We start from the raw sequence: 2,697 nt of genomic DNA on the forward strand, positions 1-2,697 counted from the left end.
TGGAGGCTCGCGTGCGCCATCCATGGCGCMCGACGGTCCCGCCAACCCACCCGTACCCACCYTTTGACAGTGTGCKGGTGCGCAAAGGAAGAGCGGACGCGTTCGCGCCGTTCGCGCCCCTCGAGCCCCTCGAGCCCTACGAGCCATCCGGATCATTCGGATCATTCGCGTGCTGGCGGCAATGCGTTGCTTTTGCCATGGCCACCAGCCATCTGTCTGGGGCGGGGGTGTGTGGGTTCGCGGGACCGTCGTGTGCCATGGATGGCACACGCGAGCCTCCAGGGACGGATTTACGGCGTGTCCCGCGAACCCACACACCCCCGCCCACCCAGCAGGATCGCCAGACAACGTGCCTGGCTGTTGAAAGAACAAAAAAAACGCCGGCAATGCCGGCGTTTTTTTTCAACACATCGCAACCGACGATCAGTACTTCGGCACGCTGTTGTCCACCTCGTTCGACCAGGCGTCGATGCCGCCGGTGATGTTGTGGACCTTGCTGAAACCCAGGGCGCGGAACTGCTCGGCGGCCTGGGCGCTGCGGCCACCGTGGTGGCACAGGAAAGCCAGCGCGGTGTCCTTGGGCAGCGCTTCCAGGCGCGCGCGGTTGTCGCCGTCGAAGGTCTCGAACGGGGCGTTGATCGCGGCGATGGCGCGCTCGTCGGCCGGGCGCACGTCCACCACGATCAGGCTGCCGGCACGCAGCTGGTCGTCCGCGTCGCGCACCGCCAGCTCCTGCACCGCCTTGGGCGCGTTCGGGTTATCGATCGCCAGGCCCTTGCCACGGATATCGTCCACCCAGTCGATGGTGATGCCGTCGGCGCGACGCGCGCTGGCCAGATCGAACTGCACGCGCAGGCCGTTGGACTCGGCGGCGATCGCGTTGTCATCGTGCGGAGCCAGCTGGAAGTTCGGCTGGAAGCGCGCATCGATGCCCAGCTGCAGCGAGGCACCGGGTGAATCGGCCAGCGCACCGCGCAGCATTTCCACCGCAGCCGGGGTCACGGTGATCGACGGCGGGGTGCGGTCCGGGGCGGCCAGGCCGAGCACGCTGCTCAGCTCCCCGCTGCCGGCCATCTGCAGAATGATGTCGCTGCCGCCGACCAGTTCGCCGTCGATGTACAGCTGCGGGATGGTCGGCCAGTCGCCGTAGGCCTTGATGCCTTCGCGGATCTCGGCGTCGGCCAGCACGTTGACGTGGTCGAACGCCACGCCCAGGTCCTGCAGCGCCCCGACCGCCTTGGCCGAGAAACCGCACTGCGGCATGCTCGGCTGGCCCTTCATGAACAGCACGACGCGGTTGGCGTTGAGGATGGATTCGATGCGCGAGCGCAGGGCGGGATCAAGGGACATGGCAGTCGGGTCCGGCATTTGGAACCGGACATTCTACGCGGCATGGCATCATGGGGCATGACCGTACCGGAAACGTTGCATCGCATTCCCCTGCGCCCCTGGCGCTGGCTGCCGTGGCTGCTGCTGTCGCAGGTGCTGGTGGTCCTGGCGTGGGTCCAGCTGGGCTGGGCGGTCGGGCTGGCGCTGATGGTGGCCTCGCACGCGCTGTTCCTGGTGCCGGTGTTCCTGCCCAACAGCCGTTTTTACGCGCCGGTGCTCAGCCGCTTGCCGGGCCGGGCGCCGCGGGTGTGGCTGACGATCGACGATGGCCCCTCGGCCGAAACCCCGGCCGTGCTGGACCTGCTCGACCGCTACCAGGCCAAGGCGACCTTCTTCCTGGTCGGCGAGCGGGCCCTGGCCCAGCCCGAGCTGGTGCGGCAGATGCTTGCCCGCGGGCACACCCTGGGCAACCACAGCCATCGCCACCCGCAGACACGGTTCTGGCGGCTGGGGCGGGCGGCGATGGCCGCTGAGATCGGCCAGTGCCAGCAGACGCTGACCGCCATCGCCGGACAGCCGCCGCGCTGGTACCGCTCGGTGGTGGGCATGACCAACCCGTTCGTGGCTCCCGCGCTGCAGCAGTGGCAGCTGACCCGTGTGGGCTGGAGTGCGCGCGGTTACGACGGCGTGGACTGCCAGCCGCAGGCGGTGGTGGAGCGCATCGTCGGCCAGCTCGGCCCCGGGGCGATCGTGCTCCTGCACGAAGGCGCCGCGCACGGGCACAACCTGGTCATCATCGAGTCGGTGCTGCAGGCCTTGCAGGATCGTGGATTGACGGCGGCGTTGCCGGACGCGGCGTAACGGTCGGCGCTGCACTCAGCCGATCGCACCCAGCACCATCAGCCCGCCGGTACCCAGCAGGGTGCCCACGGCGCATACCAGCCCCAGGATGGCGAACAGCGTGCGCCGGTCGCGTTGCAGCAGCCCGGCGATACCCAGCGCTACCGCCACGACCTCCAGCACGCCCGCGCCAAGGATGCCCAGCCCGAGCAGCATCGTGGTCGGCGCGCTTTCATCCAGCCCGCCGGGCGTGCTCATCTCGGCGTAGCCGGCCACCACGATCAGCAGGAACAACAGCCCCCCGCCGCCCAGCGACAGGATGAACGAGGCGATGCCGAGACCGGAATGACGGTGTTGCATGGGAACTCCTGATCAGGAACGTGTCGAGGCGGGCTCAGGCCCGTTGGGTCAGGCTGCCGGGACTGCCGGCCAGCGGGTGCGAGTGCTGCCACTGCTGGCGCATCCAGCTGCCCAGCGACAGCTGCGCCAGCAGCAGGGTGACCGCCAGGCCCAGCGCCAGTACGCCGG

Annotated in this window: 3 protein-coding genes; 1 reads left to right on the plus strand and 2 read right to left on the minus strand. The window is 69.0% G+C overall.

Annotated elements, in window-relative coordinates:
* Window positions 1-423: 423 nt before the first annotated feature.
* Entirely contained in the window at window positions 424-1,350 is a 927-nt protein-coding gene (grxD, locus tag AC1DQP_RS19175; RefSeq protein WP_457319142.1) for a Grx4 family monothiol glutaredoxin, read from the minus strand.
* A gap of 57 nt (window positions 1,351-1,407) precedes the next feature.
* Between grxD and AC1DQP_RS19180 the strand changes: the two genes are divergently transcribed.
* Complete coding sequence (locus AC1DQP_RS19180) at window positions 1,408-2,190, plus strand: polysaccharide deacetylase family protein (protein WP_478052270.1); 783 nt, start codon at window positions 1,408-1,410, stop codon at window positions 2,188-2,190.
* A 15-nt stretch (window positions 2,191-2,205) separates the two neighbouring features.
* Here the strand turns inward: AC1DQP_RS19180 and AC1DQP_RS19185 are convergent, their stop codons facing one another.
* Entirely contained in the window at window positions 2,206-2,529 is a 324-nt protein-coding gene (locus tag AC1DQP_RS19185) for a hypothetical protein (RefSeq protein ID WP_457319140.1), read from the minus strand.
* Window positions 2,530-2,697 lie beyond the last annotated feature (168 nt).

It is taken from the genome of Stenotrophomonas sp. P5_A8, from assembly GCF_056400545.1.